Genomic DNA, 17,696 nt, shown 5'->3' on the forward strand with positions numbered 1-17,696 from the left:
ACCGGATGCAACAGCTTGCATCACCAAGACTGCAGATGACCCTATGGGCACTGCTTGGCCTTCATATCGCTTTGCTTTACTTCACGCTGGATTCGTTTACTGGCTTGCTTAATGAACAGGGCCATCCGCTAGGAGCGGATTTCATTACCTATTGGGCAGCCTCCCATCTCGCTCAAATAGGCAGCCCGACAGACGCCTACCATGCGGCGTCGCTACTGGCGGCAGAAAAGCTGGTTGCACCCGTCAACATGCCGCACACCGGCTGGTACTACCCGCCTCAGTTCCTGCTCTTGGTGTACCCGTTGGCGTACATGAGCTATGCCCTTGCTTACGCGGCATTCTCGCTATTGGGTTTGTGTCTTTACTTAGGTGCCTTGGCAAAGCATACGCGAGGGAATGGTCTACTGATTTTGGCCGCTGCCTTTCCCGCGTTATTTCTGAACATAACCTCAGGACAGAATGGCTTAATCACCGTCAGCCTAGCTGCACTGTCGCTTTACTATCTCGAGAAAAAGCCGGTATTAGCCGGCACGCTGATGGGGCTACTTTGCATCAAGCCACAGTTGTTGCTGCTCTTTCCGCTGATGATGCTGTGGACTCAAAACTGGCGAGCACTCAAGGCATTTATTATTAGCAGTACTAGCTTTGCCGGCTTAGCCACATGGGTACTCGGCACGGATATTTGGCCAACGTTTTTAAGCGGGCTAAATATGGCTAAAACCTATTTAGAAACGGACATCCCGCTTGAACGCATGCCGACGGTGTTTGCCCTGGTCAGACAAATTGACGGCTCACTCGCGTGGGCTTATGGTTTGCATGCACTGGTCGCAGCACTGGCAATTGTCACGCTGCTCGCAACATGGCGACTCAGCCAACAGGCTAGCATTCGGGGCATAGCCTTAGTTGCCGCGACTTTGCTAATCAGCCCCTACCTGTTTGATTACGATCTGGTTTGGCAAATTTTGCCCATACTTTGGCTCTACCAGCTCGGTCATAAGTCGGGTTGGTTGGCCGGTGAACGAGCCCTTTTAGTCATCACGTGGTCACTACTGCTCTACGTAAAGCTCGGGCTGTATTTAGTGACCGGCCAGGTTGTTCTTGTCGGTGCCGTCGTCAATCTGGCCTTACTATGGACAGCCTATCGCCGTGCACGCCACGCTTTTTAACAATCCCGCTATACAACGACAACTAAACTGGGACTATATTGGACACAACGCTAAAGGTTAAACACCATGTCCAAAACACTGGCTCACGCCATGACCACTAAGCATCGACAACGAGGCGCTTCAGCGATCGAGTTCTCATTTGTTTTCGGGCTGTTATTCACGACCTTCTGGGCGGTATTAAGCTACGCCTTTCCATTTTTTCTTTATCAAGTCATGAATCAAGCAACCGCTGAAACTGCTCGATATGCCCTGCGGATCGACCCCAGTCAAAGTAACGCCGCCATTGTTACGCTGGCCCAAGCCCGCCTCACTCAAGAGCTTAGCGTGCTACCCCCTCGACTGAGGCGAGCGGATACCGTCGTACCGTCCGTCACCGTGCAAACCATCGATACGTTTAGAACGCTGGTGGTTACCCTGACCTATCCGGGCTGCAGCAGCAGCAACAAAGTGGCGTGCATTGTCCCGCCCCTTAATTTAATTGGTTTTAGCCTGCCTAATTTGTCTGCTTTTAGTACGACATCACGACTGCGCTTGGAGAATATGTGATGCGTAAACAGCAAGAGAAAGGCGTTGCCGTCATTGAGTTTGCCTTGGTGTTTACCTTGGTGTTTGGTGTTTTCTGGGCGCTGGTCAGCTACACCATCCCATTAATTTTGCTGCAATCGATGAATCGGGCTAGCGCCGAAGGTGCACGCGTGGCCGCTACCGTGCCTGCCAGCACACCCAGCTACGATGCAGCCGTCACCGCGCAAGCACTGGCTGAAATGAACCGACAAATGCTGTGGTTGAGTGGGTGGACAACCGGCTTATCCACCACGGCCACCTTTGTGACCGATGCATCTTGCCCTGTTAGCCGGCCCGCATGCGTATTGCAAACCCAGCTGAATATTCCGAACTACAGCTCAGTGGCGCGAATAAAGCCGTTAAATTTACCCGGATTAGGCCAAATCCCAGCACTGCCACCCACGTTAACCGCGCGGTCTCGGGTCATTCTGTAATTATTTAACGAGCCTCACACCATCTGTACCTGAACAACTCAACTGCCCCGCCACTTCCGTTTCCGCTAGGTTTACACCTAGGGTATCTAACAGAAAGTCTAGGATCGGATCTAATAAGCCCGACAAAAGCGGCACAATGGCATTTTGTAATGCCGTTTTCAGACCATCCAATGCACTGGTCACAATACCAAATAGCGCCCCTAATAAACCCGAATCGCTGGTGTAATAAGGTTGCAGGGTAATACTCGCTAAGGTGTTGATCAGACTATTCACAACACTGGTACTTGTAATTTTTTGATAGTCCGAATTCGTTAACGCAGCGCCTACCTCAGGCGGATTGGTAAACGTTAACGTCTGATTCACACCCGCGACGGGTGAGTCAACCTTAAGTCCTAAGCCAATTTTCACTGTAAATTTAGCGTTGTTACGGTTCGACTCTGTCCACGTATTGGCAGTGGACTTGTAGACCTTATTGAAACATGCAACGAATAACAGGCAGGTCTGCCGCACCTCTACAAATCCAACTTGTAAGACCGGTACCGGATCTACCACCGGCGCATTCGCAGAACTAAATACATTGGCCTTGGCGTTAGCAGTAGAGGTGCCCATTTGACCAATACGCAACCAGGCTGCAGAGGTTTTACTGGGTGCTGTTAGGGTTTTATTGGCGCCACTACAACTGTAATCACTGACATAGGATTCACCGCCGCCCACATCTAAATTCACATCCACTCGGGCAGAGGGTAAGACCTTAATCAACGTTTCCTTAGACTCACAGGTGCCAATCAAGCCACAGACTAAATTCGTGACCAAACCAGTAAGACTAAACGTGTTGGTTAAAAGGGTTGTTACAGGCGAAAGCGCAGCCGATAAGGCGGTAACCACTGAGCTCAAACCAGCCACTGCCGGTAAATCCACAGAAACGAGTGAGCGAATCTGAGCAGACCGGACATAAATTTTATTCAGCCCAAGGGGATCAGCTTTCGCCAGCGCAGGATTACCAACCGATGATAGTTGGGGAGCTTCCATGACACGCGTGCTGATATTAGTGCCCACAAGACCCGGTAGGGTAATCGGCACGTCCGCAACTAACGCATTCGTGCCGTTGGCTAACTGCACACTGCCCTGAATTAAATCGAATACATTGACGCCGAGGTCGGCCCCCGCGTAGGAGGTGGCCGTCTGTAGCTTAATAATATTAGCCAGCTGGACCGTAACAGGGTTAATCAACGCCCCTACTTTCAGTGCGGATAACGCCGTTAATGTTGAAGCTGCGGTATTGCCATCACGCCCCAGTACGGTGGAGGTGGCATCAATAATTTGGCCCACGGTGAGATTCTGCGAAAGCACCTCGGTATACCCACCGGCCGACAAACCCAAATTCACTTTGAGCTGATCTAAAAAGTCGAAGAGGCTGAGTTGTGTGCCAAGGAGGCCATTCCATCCGAGCGCCGAAACGTTAACAGCACCGCCGAGCAAGCCGCCTATAACGGAGTTAAGTAGCGCACCCCTTGTAGAATCTACGGTTGCTACTGTGGTTCGCAACGCCAGAGAGGCTAGTGGCACGCCCTTGGTTGCAACAGCGGCCGCCGATAGCGATATTTTTCCACCGAAAATGCCGCCAGCTATCATACTGGCTGCAACTTGGCGGGCTGCGACTACCTGAATTGCATTATCGACACCACCAAAAGGCGTGGCCGCCACCGTTCTAAGCCCGCCTACGGTACTCACTTGTCCACAGGTCAGCGTCAATGTATTGGTGCCGCCCACAGTAAAGTCATTACGCGCAGCGCTTTGCGTTGCAAAGGTCAGTGCTGTACCCGTATTACAAGCACCATCTCGCGCCATCGCCTCAATGGCCGCCATATCGGCAACACGCTGAAGTTTCCGTTTTTCAACATACAACCGACCAGTATCCACCACGAGCGCCAAGCACAACACCGCAAGCAACATAAAACCTACTGTCATAATTAACACAGCGCCTTGCTGGCTATGTCGTGACAGCATGAGGTTGTTTTTACGCATTAATAAGCGTTGTGGTGTCATGCGTTTATTCTCAGGCTATTTCCCGGCACCAAAGCCGTCACCATAAAAGCTCTCTTTGATGGCGTAATCGTAGGTTTTGAGAAAGCGCTCAGCCGCCTTCTCCCGCTGAACAGCAGAGGCTGCCTGCGGATTGCTGGAGGCTTGCTCACCCTCCCGCTGCATACTCAGCCACAGGCTGGTTTGCTCGCCTGCCATGGGCAACTCTTCCTGCGCTACAGCTGCGGAAGCACTCGCGAATAGGGTCAGAGCTAATAAGCATTTAATCGGCGCTATATTTCGCATTACTTCTCTCCCATCAGATTTAAACATCATACGCCGCGTAACACGTTGACTGAGCACCTGCTGCAAAACAGCCACAAATCGTCACGTACGCATAACATCAACGATTATTTACCCTTTGGCATGGTAGGCATTTGCACTGCACTAGGTAATGCCGTGCGCGGACTCATGGGGCAAGACACGGAACTTTGTGAGCGGCTCCGTTTGCGCATTAAATACTGACAACTGTGTAAAAGCTCCTCTCGGTCAGAAGTCGTGAAGCTGATGCGGTCTGACCAATAGACCCATGCGCCTTCGTCTTGACGCAGCAGTGCCAGCAACGCTAGGTTAAACCCAGGCACCTTGTCCTCTGGCGCTAACTCATAGGCCGTCCGCAGTTCAAATTCGGCGGGGGCATCCATGTTGAGATGCAGGTACAAAAAGCCTAAATCGTTACGAACTCGACTATCCGCAGGGAGTAAACGTGAAGCGCTAATGAGTCGCTTTAAGGCCTGCGTGTAATCATTTCGTTGAGCCGCTAATAAGCCCAGGCCATGTTCTGCCCGACCTGCCAAGCAGCTACCCTGCAAAGCCACATACCAAGCCTCGGCCTGTGGTGACTGTAACTGGCGCAGGATATCGGCGCGCAGGGCAGCAACCGTAGCGACTTCAGAGGGCAGTGACTGAATTTGAGCCAGGGCTGCGTAATAGTTGCCATCGCGAACGCGCTGCTCTACTAGTGCCTTTACCAGTTCATCGTCTTTGCTTAGTGTCGCTCGGCAATTGACTCGAATCTCAGGCTCTTGGACCTTTACAGGCGCTATGACTTCTGGAGCTTCATCAACACTGCTTGTGGTTCTCGACTCAACAGGGACACCCACCACCGCTGCACTCGGGATCTGCCTAACCGTGCCTTTCGACGTCGCACAGCCCGATACGAGCACCAGCAGGACACCTAACCCCGTCCAGAGTCCAGTTAACTGAAATCGCGTCATCACATATCACCCATGGCATCGCCAATAGAAATAAAGCCAGGGCCGGCCAACAAAATGACCAGTGCGGGGAAAAAGAACACCACCATGACCACCGTCATACGTGCCGTCAACTTACTGACCTTTTCCTGCATGTCCGTCAGTCGCCGGCTTTCCATGACTTCAATCAATTTTGTCAGGGAGGCTCGGGCGCTACCCCCCTGCTTCAGCATTTGCCGAATGATGACGGTAACGTCCGTGAAGTTAGCGTGATCTAGCGCGGCCGCCGAACTGCCCAGCTCATTTTCCAAGTCCAGACCTTGCTCAGCACGCCGTAATACGGGTTCCAGCTCTTTCACTAATTCTGGCAGGACGAGTTTGGCTTCATTGGCCATGACGCGTAACGCTTGCTCAACGGCAAGGCCGGCATCAAATAGGATGCGCAGCATTTGCACGAAGAGGGAGAGCTCATCATCAATACGCTTTAAGCGATCCTTGGCGATGCCATTGATGACGCGCTTAGGTAGCAGCACACAAACAATGACAATGACAATGCCTACCAATAGGCCGTTTTGGCTATAGCCGTTGATTAGAATCCACAGCCCTGTTAGCGCTAATGCAGCAATCGGCAAAATAACCTGCACACCATAGAGCGTGGCGCGTTGGGCTGCAGAGCGATAACCCGCGCGCCACATGGCTAACACGAGCTCACTGTCTTTCTCGATGTGTTTGCGGATGCGTTCTTGGTCATCAAACAAGTCGGCAAATCGCATGCTGAGCAAGCGTGCATCTTCGCGCGCATTACCGCGCACTGTCATGCGCCGCTCAACGAGGCGCCGCTCGCCGGCAATACGCGTGAAAGTCCAAATAGCCATGCCGATCGCAAGCAAAACGACGCAGAAAAAGAGGGTACCAAAGAGTCCGGCCATCAGATGCTCCTCAGCATTTTCCAGATCACGGCCATACCCGAAATCTGCATAATCGCTGCTGTCACCATGACCCATTTACCCGTGGGGTCATCGATCATTTGGTAGATGTAGTCCGGGTTACTCAAAATCATAAAAGAGCCCACCATGATGGGTAGGGCCGACAGTACCACCGCGCTAGAGCGCGTCTCTCCGGTAAAAGCACGCAGCTGTCGATTCAGTTGCTCGCGCTGTTGGATCAAGGTAATGATGTTATTGAGCAGGTCAATCAAACTACCGCCAAAGCGAGAGTTGACGTTCACGCCCAGCGCCAGCACTTGCAACTCCTTCAGCACATAGACTTCCGACAAATCAATAAACGCTTCGGGTATCGTCATACCTAATTGAATATTGCGCTGCAATTTCAGCATCACCGTTTTCAGCGGCTCATCGGCATCTCGCGTGGCAATAAAGAAGCTATCCGCCAAGGTTTTGCCGGTACGCATCAAACGAACGACTTGATCTAGCAAGCGCGGTAATTGCGAAACAATAAGATTCATACGGCGTTGATAAATACTGCCGATAGCGGTGTAGGCAAATACCATTAAACCGAAGGCCAGGAGTAGCGCCAGGGCAAATCCGAACTGAATCGTGACGAGCAGCAAAATCAACGTTAACGCTAAACCAATCATGCGTCGCTGTGTTTCGGGCAATGTAATACCCGCACGTTCAAGCTGAATGGTTAGCCAGTTCTTTTTGGGAAACTCCAAGGCCTGCACACCAATAAGCGCCAATCGCTTAGACACGGCCTCTTCTTGAGCCTGCTTCTGACCTAACCAAATCAAATAAAGCGAGCCTAGCCCCATGAGCATGGCCGCCAGCAAATACACAAAAAAGAGCATTAGTGCTTAGCCTCGGCTTGCTTCATTAGCTCAATCACACGAGGTTTAGCCGGCCCGCTGCTGGCCTTTAAATGGTTGCCTGATATACGGTCCAGCTTAAACAAGGTATTGGTGACATATTGATCATCACGAAGATCCACCACCTCCGTAATCTCTGCCACGCAGCGACGGCCATTTGGCAACCGGGTGAGCTGCACAACAATATCCACCGCCGACACAATGATGGCGCGCAACGTCGCCTCAGAAATCTTTTGGCCGGACAAGCCCACCAAGGTCTCCATACGCAAGAGCGCATCGGCAGCGCTGTTAGCATGCAGGGTCGACATGGAGCCTTCATGGCCGGTGTTCATGGCCTGCAACATGTCCATGACTTCATAGCTACGAACTTCGCCCACGATGATGCGATCCGGACGCATACGCAGCGCGTTACGAATCAAGTCACGGGCACTCACTTCGCCAAAGCCTTCGGCATTAGGCGGACGCGTTTCCAAACGCACCACATGATCGTTGCTTAACTGAAGCTCAGCCGTATCTTCAATGGTCACGATACGCTCGTGATGATTAATAAAGCTGGACAGCACATTAAGAAACGTCGTTTTACCCGTACCCGTACCGCCACTGACGAGAATATTGGCGCGCTGACCCACTGCTTTCCTAATGAACTGCAGCATTTCTTCGCTGACCGAGCGATAGGTCACCAAGTCGTTCGCACGCAACAGATCACGGCGAAACTTACGAATGGAAATGCTCGGGCCGTCTAAGGCAATGGGCGGAATAATGGCATTTACACGGCTGCCATCAGGCATGCGCGCATCCACCATCGGGCTAGATTCGTCGAGGCGGCGGCCAATGGGCGCAAGAATTCGCTGAATCACTCGCGAGACATGATTGTCATCCACAAAGCGCAAATCGCTGCGTTGAATGACCCCGTCACGCTCAAAGAAAATTCGCTGGGCGCCATTGACCATGATTTCTGTGACCGACGAATCTTTCAGCAGGGACTCTAAGGGGCCGAAACCCACCAGCTCATCCACCAGCTCTTCAGCCAAACGATCGGCTTCGTATCGCGACAAGGGTAGCGCGTTGTCATTCACGTACACCGTGAGCTTAATCTGGACATAGTCCATGATGGCTTGGCGCGTGTTTTCCAGAATATTGAAGTGATCGTCGTCAACTCGCTCAATCAAATAACGATGAAAGCGAAATTTGATCTGAGCGATATCTTGCTCAATTTTCTTTGGCGACATCCGCCCGCCGGGAATATAACCGGCCATGTCAGTTGCCCTTCAAGCTGGATTTAAGCTTGCCCAGGAAGCCACCCGAACTGCCGGCCTGTTTGGCCCGTGCCTTGGCAATGGCCGGCACATAAATCATGTCGGCCAAATCGCGATATCGCTTCGCCAACGGATCTTGAGGCGCCAACTCAAACACCAATTGGCCGATATTCATCGCCCGCAGACGTACTTCAGCTGCGGCTGGCAACTCCACATGACGCTCAATGGCAAACGAACGCGCAATGGCTTTAGCGTCCGGAGATATCTTGGGTAAGTAGTGATCGACCAACAGCAGAGCATCCGCAATGGGCACACCGAGTTGCTTCAAGTTGGACTGGAAATCCAGCCCAGCACGGCAACTGGTAATGGACTGATCCACAACAAAAATAATGTGGTTGGCATTACCAATAAGTAGCTCGGTCATATCCACCGTGGGGAGGCCACAGATGTTGACCACCACATGGGTAAAGAGACTACGGAGCGTGCCCACCAGCAGGAACATTTCGGACGTCGTGACCTCATCCATGTCCATGCCTTCTCGGGGTGCAGACAACACCCGTACGCCGGACTTATGGCGCGGAAAGGCGGTATCTACGAGTGTTTGGTCGAGACGGCGTAAATTCCTTAAGGTGTCCATAAAGCTGAACTGGCCTTCCAATCCAAAGAGCAGTTGCGCTTCGGCAAATGGCTGCCCCACATCCACTAAGAGCACCCGCGCATCCGGATTTTGGGTTTGCAGCGAAGCGGCCAAATGTAGGGCATGAAAGGCTGATTGCAACACCGGTCGTTCACTGGCCATAACAACCATCGTGCCCTGGCGCATGGGGTTTTCGATAACCTCAGGCACGCGCTCACCTAGGCGCCGAACCAAACCAGCCAACTCACTGGGGCGGGTGGCAAAGGTCACGAAGTCTTTTGCCCCGGCGCGCATGGCACCCAGTAATCGATCTTGGTCCAACACTTCCGAAACTGCGACACAGGCCAGCGTTGGACTAGCCGCTACCAAGCCCTCAATAAACTGCACATCCTCAATCCAGGCATCCCGGCGAACGGGCACAAAAATGATGGAGGCCGTGGCCATATTGATTAACTGAAGCACATCATTGAGATCACGCTGCTGCGACATAACCACATCGGCATTGCTCTCCAGCGCCGACTGCAGCCACGTAAATTGGTCTCGATCCTGAGTAACAATCACAACCGATGGCAAAGAGTTATTCATCATAAATTACCGTGAAAAGCCAATGGGTGCGCGGCGATATGGAGACTCTGAGCCTTTGAAAAATAACCGTCCAGCACTCGGGTCGTAGGTTCTTAAGCCGTCGCCAGGCAATTCCGGCAACTCCGCTTTCACCGAAATAGGCCTTACAAGGCGCGGCGTTACGATCATCAGCAACTCTCTATCTTCGCTTTCAAATCGATTAGATTTGAAAAATGCACCGAGGATAGGAATGTCTCCCAAGCCGGGAAATTTGCTGGCATTGTTATTGGTACTGCGAGACACCAAGCCACTGATAATGAAGCTCTCACCATCCGCTAACGATATGGTGGTATCGGTTCGACGGATGCGCAGAGCTGGAATGACTGAGCCTTGCAAGGTCACCGCATTGTTAAAGTCTAAGTCACTCACTTCAGGCGCTACTTTCAGCAAAATTTGCTGATTACTCAGCACCGTGGGAGTCAGACTCAGCCGCACACCAAACTCCTTGTACTCAATCGCTACCGTGCCGTTAGTTCCTTGTGGCACCGGAATAGGAACCTCCCCGCCCGCCAAGAAGTTCGCTGATTGGCCACTCATGGCCACCAAGGAGGGTCTGGACAAGGTGTAGGCGTAACCGGTTTGCTCGAGCAAATTAATTGCCGCTAAAAACCGATTAGAGCTACCGCCCCACAAGATATTGAACGCACCAGAATCAAGCAGAAAGGTCGGGAACGAAAAGGCACCGGCTGCATTTCTTACGACACTTCCAGTTGAGTTTGGCGGTGATATCACTCCTTTACCGCCACTGGCACCGATTCGTGCACCGACCTCACTTAATCGGGACCGACTCAGCTCAACAAATCGAATGTCCGCTTGCACTTGAGAAGGCAGTGTTGCCAACGCCTCGGGCGCCGCTGCTTGAGCGACTTGCTGAGCCGCACTCATGGCAATGGGCACATTAATAATGACGCGAGCAGGTTGTTTGCCACACTGCGTCCAAATCAGCAGGCTGGTCTCCCCCGCTTTTTTGGCTTGAACCAGAAGATTTCGCGAGTCGGTTAATGCCACATCTGCTGTCGCGGGGTCGCCTATGGAGAGGCGCGTGACGGCGCCGGGCAGAGTTAAGGTGTCTTGCAAGCCGGCCTTAATGCTTAACACCTTGGGGTAAACAAAATCCGGATCTTCGCAAGCTGCGGCTAACGCCACACTACTAGCCATCGAAGTAAGTAGTATGACTAGGCCTTTTGACCAAACGATACGACTCATGGTGTAACCCTCTGGGCGTCCAACCCGCGATAAATCAAAATAGTTGGCTCACTGGGCTTTGGTTTGGCTGCCGGCTTAGCTTGTGGCGCTTTAGCAGCGGCTCGCGGCGCACTCGCAACACCATCGGCTCTTAGGGCAGCAGATGTCAGCAATTGCCGTTGTGTTGGGGTGGGCACACTACTTTGTGGCTTACAGACCGGTTCGGTAACGGGTTGGGCGGCATTGGGCTTCGTGGGTCCCGGCTGGGCGACATCACTCGCTGCCACTAACTCAGCCGCAGGCCGGGTGGCCATGCGCAGGGTGCCCAAACTGCTGGCCAACATAATGCGCGTCACATCCTTTTCTGCAATTGCCAGTACCGCTGAACGCGCACGAGCACGCTCACTTTTACGACCGGCCTTCTGCTCTGGCGTCTCTACGCCGCCATCAGGATTGATAATATCGGCACCGAAGCCGAGCACGCGAAGCGACTGCATCACGACTTGCGCAGAATCTTTGGCGCCATTTTCACCGCGAAGAAACAGCAGCAAATCAACGGTATCTCCTGGTTGCACAAAGCCACCACCACCGATGATTTCATCTACAGGAATTGCCACCGCACGCTCACCCGGCTTTAACAGCCTAGCCACCTCACTACCCGGCTGCAAATCACCTAGCTCCAGAATATCGCCTGCCACTAGCTCTACCTGAACCGGCTGGCCGATGACTTCTTCTATTGTGCGATAGGTTCTGGGGGGCGCAATTTTCAGATAGTCCAGCGCGAGGTCTTCTGCTGTTAGCACTTTATAGGCTGGAACATTCTGCTTCACGACCACCACAGCGACTTTGCCGGGCACACCAATTTCAGCCACTTTTTGCGCCGCAATCGCTTTTTGCTCGGCCTGAATGGCGGCCTCTTTAGCTTCAGTGGTTGTTTTATAGCCCAGATAGCCTGCAACCGAGGCTCCCAGAATTAGCAATATCGCGAGCAATATCATGACCCGACTGTTCATGCCTTTAGCTTCCGTGTTGAAAAGTGCCGTTGCACATTTACCAAGTGACTATTGATCCTAGCAAGTAAGCCATCACATAACAGTGCCTAATCAACAAACACCTACAAGGTCTTACAAATAAACGACAAAATGCAGTTCAAGCGGGTAGCACACAAACTGAAATTACATACACTAGGGCTGTAACACTAATCCGAGTTAATTTGAGGTGGTAAAAAATGAAAATTAAAACCGCGCTACTTTCAAAGGTTCAGGGTCGTGAAAAAGGCGCAACTGTCATTGAGTACGCATTGATTGCCGCACTGATTTCTGTTGCTGCCATTGCTGCGTTTAGCTTTATTGGCACGTCAGTTAAGTCGACCATGAGTGGTATCGGTAGTGCCATGTCTTCGGCAACACCGACCTAAGCCTAGCGTTGAAAAAAGGGCCGCTTGGCCCTTTTTTTCATAAGCAACACTTGAGCTTAACCACCCGGCAAACTTTACATAAAGCCAATATTTCATTCTTTTCACTCTCACCCGATTGCATGCACTTACAAAGCCACGACAATTCCACGTCGGTAGCCCTAGCCAATACGAAGTTTTTCCGTAAACTGTAATTGTCCGGCACAGACCGACGACAACCATCTGGAGATTAAAATGCAAAAATTCCAAGCGCTCGTCGCAAAAATGCGCCGCAAAGAAAAAGGCGCCACAGTTATTGAGTACGCATTGATTGCTGCACTCATTTCTGTTGCTGCTATTGCTGCCTTTAGTTTCATCGGCACATCGGTCAAATCGACTATGAGCGGCATCGGAAGCGCAATGAAGTCGGCTACACCTACCTGATGTTTGCTTAATTGGAAATGGGCTCTCGGGCCCATTTTTAATTTTGACTGACTGTTGAGGCTACTCAATGTGAAAGCATCTCACGCCATCAAACACCGACGAGAGCATGGCGCAACCATAATTGAGTACGCCTTAATCGCCGGGCTAATTGCGCTGGTCGCCGTCATTGCTATGCCTTTTATTGGCAACAATACCTATACCGCTATTCGTGAAGTCAGCTCCAACCTCGATGAAGCCGGTGCCGACCTTCATACCCCATAGTTAACTCAGTACGCTGAGTGCCGCTTCGCGGTTATTACAGATCAACACCACATCACACCCTGCCTCTAACGCTAAGTCGTAACGCTCACGCATCGTTCCTACACCCGCCGCACCTTCCATACACAGATCATCTGAAAACACTAAGCCCGCAAAGCCTAACTGCTCACGCAACACCGTTTTTAGCCAGAACGAAGAGAAACCGGCAGGTAAGGAATCAACTTGGGGATAGACCACGTGCGCCGGCATGATGCCGTCTAACTCTTTCGCTAAGGCACGAAAAGGCTGCAGGTCATACGCATTGATTTCATCCCACGAACGATCGTCTACCGGCAAGGCAAAGTGAGAGTCTGCCGCCACCGAGCCATGTCCGGGGAAATGCTTGCCGATGGTCATCATGCCCGCCGCTTTCATGCCTTGCATAAAGGCGCGCACGAGCGCGGTGGCGGCCGCTGGCTCGGTATGAAATGCACGATCACCAATGACTCCGCTCACGCCTACATCGAGATCCAGCACGGGAGCAAAACTAAAGTCGACACCAACTGCTTTAACTTCTTTAGCCATGAGCTCTCCACAGCTTCGCGCAGCGGCTAGGGCAGACATAGGGTCAACATCATATTGATGCCCAAACGAGCGCATGGCTGGCAGGCGCGTGAATCCTTCACGAAACCGCTGCACTCGCCCACCCTCTTGATCGACCGCAATCCAAAGCTCTGGACGCACGGCGCGCATGGCCGTTGTCAGCGCCAGAATCTGTTCGGGCGTATCGACATTTCGACTAAACAAAATAACGCTGCCTACTTGAGGATGTGCCAGCAATTCCTTGTCTTCGGCCGTTAAGGTTAAGCCACCCACGTCTACCATCAACGGTCCGCGCACCATGCAAAATCTCCTAGCAAAAACATCAAATGAAGAGTGAGAAGTAAGCCGCTCATGAACATAATTGTCAAAGCCTGAATCGCGCCCTGAACGCTAAGGCAGTGTTATTATCGAGCAAGATTGCACCCCAGATGCGGTGCCAAGGAATACAAAGATCGCCATGCTTAGATCGTCGTTTTTCACCCGTGGACTTCTGCTGACTACCGTATTTTCTCTGGCTCTGCCCTTAGCGGCGGCAGAACTTGTCCCAACGGAGCAGCAAAGTAAAGTCGCCAGAACGGTGGCAAGGCAACTCTCCGTCTTGCATTACACGCGCCCCCCGCTCGACGATGCCTTATCTCTAGTGATTTGGAATCGCTATCTGAGCGACCTGGATGGTCAGCGCTTGTTTTTTCTTGCCTCAGATATCGAGGGCTTTACACGCTGGCAACTCCAGATGGACGATCACCTGAAAACAGGTGTGCTCACACCCGGGTTCACGATCTACAATCGTTTTCAAAATCGCCTGCGCGAGCGCCTTCAATTTGTTCTGAGCGAGCTAGATAACAATAAGAAACTCCTTGATTTCTCGGGCAATGAAACTTTAGTCATTGATCGCAAAAATGCGGCCTGGGTCAAATCAACGGCGGAGCTGGATCAGCTCTGGCGACTGCGCATTAAGTCAGCCGCGCTCAGTTTGAAATTGGCTGGTAAAAGCAATGAAGACATTTTGAGCACCCTCAAACGGCGCTATAAATCGCAATTAAGCGCCGTTGCTCAAACCAAAAAAGAAGATGCATTCCAAACCTATATGAATGCATTTACTGAAACCTATGATCCGCATACCGAGTACTTCTCACCGCGAAGTTCAGAGAACTTCAATATCAACATGAGCCTGCAGCTCGAAGGTATTGGCGCCGTTCTTCAAACCGATGACGAGTACACCAAGGTGGTTCGTTTAGTGCCTGGTGGGCCGGCCGATAAATCACGACAGCTCAAGCCGAACGATCGCTTAATCGCGGTGGCAGAAGGCGATAAAGAGTTTGTTGATGTGGTGGGCTGGCGCATTGATGAAGTCGTTCAACTAATTCGCGGCGCCAAGGGCACGACCGTACGATTACAGGTACTGCCTGCAGGCTCGACGGACACCGCCAATAGCAAAGAAGTCAGCTTGGTGCGAAATACGGTTGCGCTGGAAGACCAGGCAGCCACGAAAAAAATTGTTGATATCAAACGCGATGGCGTGGTTCGTCGAATCGGTGTCATTAAACTGCCGACGTTTTATGCCGACTTCCAAGGCATGCAAGCGGGCGATCCGAACTACCGTAGCACCACGCGTGATGTGCATCGCCTGTTAACCGAACTTAAGCAGGAACGCATCCAAGGCATTATTCTGGATTTACGCAATAATGGCGGCGGCTCACTCTCTGAAGTGAATGACCTCATTGGTGAGTTCATTAGCACAGGACCCACCGTGCAAGTCCGTGATGCCCGCGGCAAAGTTGAAGTCTTGGGTGATGGCAATCCCGAAGTGGCTTACTCAGGCCCACTCGTGGTGATGACCAACCGATTATCAGCCTCAGCGTCCGAAATTTTTGCCGGTGCCATTCAGGATTACGGTCGCGGCTTGGTCGTGGGCGGCACAACCTTCGGTAAAGGCACCGTGCAATCACTGCGGGAGCTGGGCTCAGGGCAACTCAAAATCACCGAGGCGAAGTTTTACCGTATCTCAGGGGCCAGCACACAAAACAAAGGCGTCGTGCCGGATATTGTCTTTCCTGAATTATCCATGGCCAGCGAAATGGGTGAGTCAGTGCTGCCTCGTGCCCTACCGTGGGACACCATTCCTCCAGCCCGCTACCAACGCCAAGGCCAGGGCAATTGGCGCATGACCAGCCTACGCAGTGCTTCCGCGCAACGGCAAGCTCGCAATCCAGATTTCCGCTATCTGCTCGATGAGCAGAAGCTAATTGCCGACCTCAATGACATTAAGACTCAGTCATTGAACGAAAAAGCGCGACGCCTAGAAAAGCAACAACTCGATTCACGACGTTTAGCTATTGAAAATCGTCGTCGGGCGGCTAAAGGCTTAAGTGCGCTTAAATCGTGGGAAGACTTTGAGGCTCAACAGGAAAAGTTAAACCCTAACTCAGACCCCAACTTTGAGCGCTCGGAAGAAGCGGCCTTAACGGTGGAGGCTGCTGAAATTTTGCTGGATACCCTGCCGCCTGTTCGCAATCTGCCGACGCTGCCCACACTAAAGACCGCTGGCTCCACAAACTCAGCGGCCAAAGCACAACCCGCTAACGTTAGCGAACGTTAAGTATGCAACCCCAGCCGACGTCAGAACGTGAGCTTCTCGATCACCTGCTGACTCGGCTGGTGGGAAGAGCCAGCAGCGCAGGCAACGCCATAACCCTGCTGCGAGATAGCCCCGAACATGAGCAGGCTACCCTTACGCTCATTAACAACGCGCAACAGCAAATTGCCCTAGAAAACTACCTAATAGCCGATGACGACTGGGGTCAGCAGTTGCTGTTGGCGCTGTGTGGTGCCGCAAAGCGCGGCGTCAAAGTAGCCGTTTTGTGCGACTGGCTGGGCAGCTGGAGCTTAAGTCGTCGCTGGCGACAAGAGCTGATTGATGCTGGGGGTGAGTGCCGCCGATTTAATGTACCCGGCCTTGGTGAACCACTGGCCTGGATCATTCGAAACCATCGCAAACTGCTGGTGGTAGACAGTCAATTCAGCCTAATCACTGGCTGGTGCCATAGCGCGCGCTGGCGAGGCCAGGTGGCAGGCAGTGCCAATGCAACCACACATCCCTGGCGAGACACTGGGGTTCTGATTAACGGTGTTATCTCTGCAGAAGCCGAAATGGCATTTGCTCAGACCTGGCAAATGGCTGGAGGCGCTGCGTGGAGTGTGGCTACAAACGCCAACCTCGCCCAACCTCGCGTCACCGACTCACGGGTAAGACTGATTGTAGGCCAGCCACAAAGCAGCCCCCTATTTCGTCTGGATCAGTTGATGATCAGTCAGGCCAAACAGCAACTGTGGCTGACTGATGCCTACCCGATAGGCACACCGGCATACTTAGATGGCCTCCGTCGTGCCGCACAAGCCGGCGTTGATGTGCGCTTACTGGTGCCGGGCAGCACGGACCTGCCCTGGCTTGGCCTGCTGGCACGCAGTGGTTATCGCGCACTATTGGAAGCCGGTGTTCGTGTTTACGAATGGAACGGAACCATGCTCCATGCTAAGACAGCCGTCATTGATGGGCACTGGTCCCGCGTAGGCTCAAGCAACCTGAATCCGGCATCCTGGCTGGGAAACTATGAGCTGGATGTGGCGATTGAATGCCCGGACTTTGGCGCACAAATGATGGCGCAATTCTTAACTGACCTCGAGTCGGCCACGGAGATTGTGCTGCGCCCCGACCAAACGGTTCGCCTCGCCCAGCCTCGCCGCAAGCAGCGACGGCAGATGCAACATCAACAAACAGCCGTTTCTACTATCCGCGTCTCCCGCGCCATGGCGATGGCTGTACGTGAATCTCGCCGACTAGGCCCTGCGGATGCAACTGCACTCATGCTGTTAGCGCTATTCGGACTTGGAATTGCCATCATAGGATTTTGGCGTCCGGCTTGGATCGCCTGGCCCTTAGCCGCCATCAGCGCATGGGTCAGCATTAACTTACTGCGAATTGCGAGAAGGCGTTACTTACACCATCGCCGTGGGGGCGAGCAAAAATCTGCAAAAAATGACGAAGTTGCTTGA

Annotated in this window: 18 protein-coding genes; 8 read left to right on the plus strand and 10 right to left on the minus strand. The window is 52.5% G+C overall.

Going from position 1 to position 17,696, the window contains the following annotated elements; all coding sequences use genetic code 11:
* The first annotated feature begins 5 nt into the window (after positions 1-5).
* The 3 genes from A8710_RS08205 (at position 6) to A8710_RS08215 (ending at position 2,164) form a co-directional block, all read left to right on the plus strand.
* The gene (locus A8710_RS08205) at positions 6-1,166 is read left to right on the plus strand and encodes a glycosyltransferase family 87 protein (RefSeq protein ID WP_068859552.1); all 1,161 of its coding nucleotides are present in this window, start codon (positions 6-8) and stop codon (positions 1,164-1,166) included.
* A 66-nt stretch (positions 1,167-1,232) separates the two neighbouring features.
* Positions 1,233-1,712, plus strand: coding sequence for a TadE/TadG family type IV pilus assembly protein (locus tag A8710_RS08210; protein ID WP_082968742.1), 480 nt, complete (start codon positions 1,233-1,235; stop codon positions 1,710-1,712).
* Positions 1,712-2,164, plus strand: a complete 453-nt coding sequence (locus A8710_RS08215) for a TadE/TadG family type IV pilus assembly protein (protein ID WP_068859554.1) — start codon at positions 1,712-1,714, stop codon at positions 2,162-2,164. The genes A8710_RS08210 and A8710_RS08215 overlap by 1 nt, the downstream gene beginning before the upstream one ends.
* On the opposite strand, the gene A8710_RS08220 is transcribed toward A8710_RS08215, so the two are convergent.
* The 9 genes from A8710_RS08220 to cpaB form a co-directional block, all read right to left on the minus strand.
* Positions 2,165-4,210, minus strand: a complete 2,046-nt coding sequence (locus A8710_RS08220) for a pilus assembly protein TadG-related protein (RefSeq protein WP_082968743.1) — start codon at positions 4,208-4,210, stop codon at positions 2,165-2,167.
* A gap of 15 nt (positions 4,211-4,225) precedes the next feature.
* On the minus strand, positions 4,226-4,405 hold the full coding sequence (locus A8710_RS12255; RefSeq protein WP_157686364.1) for a DUF3613 domain-containing protein: 180 nt from the start codon (positions 4,403-4,405) through the stop codon (positions 4,226-4,228).
* A 191-nt stretch (positions 4,406-4,596) separates the two neighbouring features.
* Positions 4,597-5,463 carry a tetratricopeptide repeat protein gene (locus A8710_RS08230; RefSeq protein WP_068859558.1) on the minus strand — a complete coding sequence of 289 codons (867 nt, stop codon included), beginning with the start codon at positions 5,461-5,463 and terminating at the stop codon, positions 4,597-4,599.
* Positions 5,463-6,368 (minus strand): type II secretion system F family protein, encoded by a 906-nt coding sequence (locus A8710_RS08235; RefSeq protein WP_068859561.1) that lies wholly within the window; start codon positions 6,366-6,368, stop codon positions 5,463-5,465. The genes A8710_RS08230 and A8710_RS08235 overlap by 1 nt, the downstream gene beginning before the upstream one ends.
* Positions 6,368-7,246: a type II secretion system F family protein gene (locus tag A8710_RS08240; protein ID WP_068859563.1), complete on the minus strand. Its 879-nt coding sequence runs from the start codon at positions 7,244-7,246 to the stop codon at positions 6,368-6,370. Before A8710_RS08240 ends, A8710_RS08235 begins: the two co-directional genes overlap by 1 nt.
* On the minus strand, positions 7,246-8,520 hold the full coding sequence (locus tag A8710_RS08245; protein ID WP_068859565.1) for a CpaF family protein: 1,275 nt from the start codon (positions 8,518-8,520) through the stop codon (positions 7,246-7,248). Before A8710_RS08245 ends, A8710_RS08240 begins: the two co-directional genes overlap by 1 nt.
* A 1-nt stretch (position 8,521) precedes the next feature.
* Complete coding sequence (locus A8710_RS08250) at positions 8,522-9,742, minus strand: AAA family ATPase (protein ID WP_068860709.1); 1,221 nt, start codon at positions 9,740-9,742, stop codon at positions 8,522-8,524.
* Between the two features lie 6 nt (positions 9,743-9,748).
* Positions 9,749-10,987: a type II and III secretion system protein family protein gene (locus A8710_RS08255; RefSeq protein WP_068859566.1), complete on the minus strand. Its 1,239-nt coding sequence runs from the start codon at positions 10,985-10,987 to the stop codon at positions 9,749-9,751.
* A complete protein-coding gene (cpaB, locus tag A8710_RS08260) occupies positions 10,984-11,979 on the minus strand; it encodes a Flp pilus assembly protein CpaB (RefSeq protein WP_082968747.1) in 996 nt (331 codons plus the stop codon). The genes A8710_RS08255 and cpaB overlap by 4 nt, the downstream gene beginning before the upstream one ends.
* 215 nt (positions 11,980-12,194) lie before the next feature.
* Between cpaB and A8710_RS08265 the strand changes: the two genes are divergently transcribed.
* The 3 genes from A8710_RS08265 to A8710_RS08275 all read left to right on the plus strand — a co-directional run bounded on the left by A8710_RS08265 (position 12,195) and on the right by A8710_RS08275 (position 13,064).
* Positions 12,195-12,383 (plus strand): Flp family type IVb pilin, encoded by a 189-nt coding sequence (locus A8710_RS08265; RefSeq protein WP_068859571.1) that lies wholly within the window; start codon positions 12,195-12,197, stop codon positions 12,381-12,383.
* Between the two features lie 231 nt (positions 12,384-12,614).
* Positions 12,615-12,803: a Flp family type IVb pilin gene (locus A8710_RS08270; protein ID WP_068859573.1), complete on the plus strand. Its 189-nt coding sequence runs from the start codon at positions 12,615-12,617 to the stop codon at positions 12,801-12,803.
* A gap of 69 nt (positions 12,804-12,872) precedes the next feature.
* Positions 12,873-13,064 (plus strand): Flp family type IVb pilin, encoded by a 192-nt coding sequence (locus A8710_RS08275; RefSeq protein ID WP_068859574.1) that lies wholly within the window; start codon positions 12,873-12,875, stop codon positions 13,062-13,064.
* On the opposite strand, the gene nagZ is transcribed toward A8710_RS08275, so the two are convergent.
* On the minus strand, positions 13,065-13,943 hold the full coding sequence (gene nagZ / locus A8710_RS08280; RefSeq protein ID WP_068859576.1) for a beta-N-acetylhexosaminidase: 879 nt from the start codon (positions 13,941-13,943) through the stop codon (positions 13,065-13,067).
* A 157-nt stretch (positions 13,944-14,100) separates the two neighbouring features.
* Between nagZ and A8710_RS08285 the strand changes: the two genes are divergently transcribed.
* Both A8710_RS08285 and A8710_RS08290 read left to right on the plus strand, forming a co-directional pair.
* Positions 14,101-16,242, plus strand: a complete 2,142-nt coding sequence (locus tag A8710_RS08285) for a carboxy terminal-processing peptidase (RefSeq protein ID WP_082968749.1) — start codon at positions 14,101-14,103, stop codon at positions 16,240-16,242.
* A 2-nt stretch (positions 16,243-16,244) separates the two neighbouring features.
* A complete protein-coding gene (locus A8710_RS08290; RefSeq protein ID WP_068859580.1) occupies positions 16,245-17,696 on the plus strand; it encodes a phospholipase D-like domain-containing protein in 1,452 nt (483 codons plus the stop codon).

Source organism: Perlucidibaca aquatica (assembly GCF_001676655.1).
GTDB lineage: Bacteria > Pseudomonadota > Gammaproteobacteria > Pseudomonadales > Moraxellaceae > Perlucidibaca > Perlucidibaca aquatica.